The sequence below is a fragment of the Barnesiella sp. genome, assembly GCF_022723415.1.
Taxonomy (GTDB): Bacteria; Bacteroidota; Bacteroidia; order Bacteroidales; family Barnesiellaceae; genus Barnesiella; species Barnesiella intestinihominis.
The window spans coordinates 1-2,600 of sequence record NZ_JAIJHU010000111.1 but is presented as its reverse complement, the minus strand read 5'-3'; the positions used below and the strand labels follow the sequence as shown (position 1 = coordinate 2,600).

Below are 2,600 nucleotides of genomic sequence, written 5' to 3'. Positions count from 1 at the left end.
CCTTGCTGTCGATTTGCTCCATCGCTGCCTCAGCATCCTTCTTGTATTTCAGTTCCAATATATAGACGCTGCGCTTGGTCTTTAGCACCATGTCGATTCTGCCATCAGATGTTGGTACCTCTGGAGTAACATCACATCCGAGGATTAACAATATGGTGTAGAGCACGGCTTGGTAGTGACGCTCATTGTTGTTTATCAGCGTATATGGGAACTTCTTGTAGAAGGTCTGGAGATGAGGGAGGAATGCCTCCATGTTGTCCTCATCGCTCAGAATAAAGTTCTTTGCCCAAGCCATATAGATGGCGTCGCGGTCATCCATTCCATCAGGAGCATAGTAACGGAAGAGACTGTTGGAAAATCCCTTGCGCACCTCCTCATTAGGGAAGGCAAGCTTGTAAGTATCTGCCATCTCTATGTAATCCTTGATGGTAAGATAACCACTTTGATATAAAACTGGTATCGGGTCTGTTATCTTTTTCGTAGGTGTGTCGAAGCGATCAGAGTTAGTCCATATATCCTCCATCTGGAGCATGTCGAGATTCTTTTCCTTCAACAATTCTATAAGAAAAGTCGGAGTACCCGTAGAGAACCAGTAACTATTGAACTTATTGACCCTGAACGTATTGAGCAAGCTATAAGGATTGAATATATCTGCTCCATTCCCGCTGAAGTGATAACCATCATAATGGAATTTGAGTTGGGCGACAGCTTCGGCAAAAGTCATCTTCCGAGCCTTTGCCAAGTCTTCGATATCATCATGGAAATAGTCAAGGAGTTCTTCCTTGCTGATGCCACAGATGCTACTGTACTCATCCTCCATACTGATGTTGGTGATATTGTTAAGTTCACTGAAGATGCTTAGTTGGCTAAACTTGGAGATGCCCGTCATAAAGACAAACTGGAGGTTGTTTTCCTCAGCCTTCAACGGACTGAAGAAACCTCGCATGATGTCACGTATCTCATCCTGCAATCTCTCATTTTTTATAGAGTCATGCATAGGTGCATCGTATTCATCTATAAGGATTACTGCTTTATGCCCAGTTTGCTCTACTGCTGCTTCTATCACTTTGTTTAAACGGTCACTATATGATACGTTCGGGGTACTTTCAATATGGTAAGCCTTTTCATAATCACTAATCAGCATATTAAGTGTAGAGTGAATATTCTCTATGCAGTAATATTTATTACAGCTAAGGTCGAAATGGAGTACAGGATAGCTTGTCCACTCCGTCTCCAATGCATCAATGGCTAATCCTTTAAACAAGTCTTTCTTGCCCTCAAAGTATGCTTTGAGGGTAGTTATAAGAAGCGACTTTCCGAATCGCCTTGGACGAGTCAGAAAGCAACATGTGCTCTCATGTGTCAAATTATAGAGAAGCTCTGTCTTGTCTATGTACACATAATTTTCCTTGGCAATTCTTTCGAACGTTTGTATTCCTAATGGATATTTTCTGCCTTTCATAAGCTCTATCGTTTCATTACAATGGCAAAGATAAGGTATTTTTCCTTAACCACAAAACTTTTTGCCATAAAACAATGGGTATGGTGGTAATAACTCATACACCTTCAATTTCTTTTCTCTTCACATACACCTTGGCCGTCCCTCGCCCATCCGTAGCAATGCCATTCGAATGGTCTTCGGCGAATGTTCGAAGCTCCTTTGTGGCGGAAGAGCGAGGCAATCCTGTCAGTTCGGCATAGTCGGCAACTCGCATGAAGGGATGGGCTGGGTCGGCGAGATAGTCTTGCACTAACTTCAGGCGTTGCTCCTTGCTGTAAGGAGAGTTGTTCACTCGTCTCACTCCTGCCCTCGACAGTTTGCACTGTAGGTTCACGTCTCTCACCAAATCCTTGTCCGACACATAGCGCACGTTTTTCACCTCGATGCTCTTGGCATTGCGTTTGGTCTCATCGCCGTCGATAGTATCCATCTCCTTGTCTTTCTTCACGCCAAGCGTTGCCTGGAAGGTACCTATACCATCAAGGGTTACAGTATTGCCATCCGCCAGTTCCTCCACCAGTTGCTCGGCTATCTTGCTGAGCGCATGTTCCAATATGCCATCATCGAGGATGCCATGAGCGCCTGCCTTCTTCAAAAACTCCTTGGTGGAGAGGTTCTGTCGCTTCTCCAGCCTATAGTAACACTTGGTTTCGCCAGTTCCTTGTAGGTCTGGCATTTCTTGCTTGATATATCTTGCCATAGCTTAATTCCTTATATGTTATGAGTTGATTCCTTATATAAAGTTTGTATCTTACGGCTGTAAAGTTACAACTTTCCCTGCACAAAAGCCTCAGAAGCCTACTACCTTTTGCATAGTTTAAGCTATATTTGCTTAAATATAGCTTAAATTTAACCAAGCATTAGCTATATTCCCGCAAATCAAGATTAGGCGAAACAGTTGGCAGTAGGCTTCTATAGGTTTTACATTAGGCTGACAGGAAGTTGGTACAAGGTCGAAAACAAGTTTATATAAGGACGAAATTGAGTTTATATAAGTCTGAAGGACAAAAAGGAAGCAGAGGTTATGGCACAAATCCCTATTTCTAATAGAAAAAAACGAAATAATTACCACCTTATAACCTTACTTTCAGATAAAAGT

Annotated in this window: 2 protein-coding genes; both read right to left on the bottom strand. The window is 42.6% G+C overall.

The window, feature by feature from the left end:
• Positions 1-1,462 (bottom strand): PD-(D/E)XK nuclease domain-containing ATP-binding protein (locus tag QVD32_RS12785; RefSeq protein WP_287710329.1); only part of this gene is annotated, 1,462 nt, incomplete at its 3' end.
• Positions 1,463-1,556: 94 nt separating this feature from the next.
• On the bottom strand, positions 1,557-2,201 hold the full coding sequence (locus QVD32_RS12780; protein ID WP_287710328.1) for an HU family DNA-binding protein: 645 nt from the start codon (positions 2,199-2,201) through the stop codon (positions 1,557-1,559).
• Positions 2,202-2,600: the final 399 nt, after the last annotated feature.

What these genes read in the sequence shown, in the direction of transcription:
- QVD32_RS12780 (WP_287710328.1), bottom strand. Translation starts at nt 2,201, where the DNA reads ATGGCAAGATATATCAAGCAAGAAATGCCAGACCTACAAGGAACTGGC.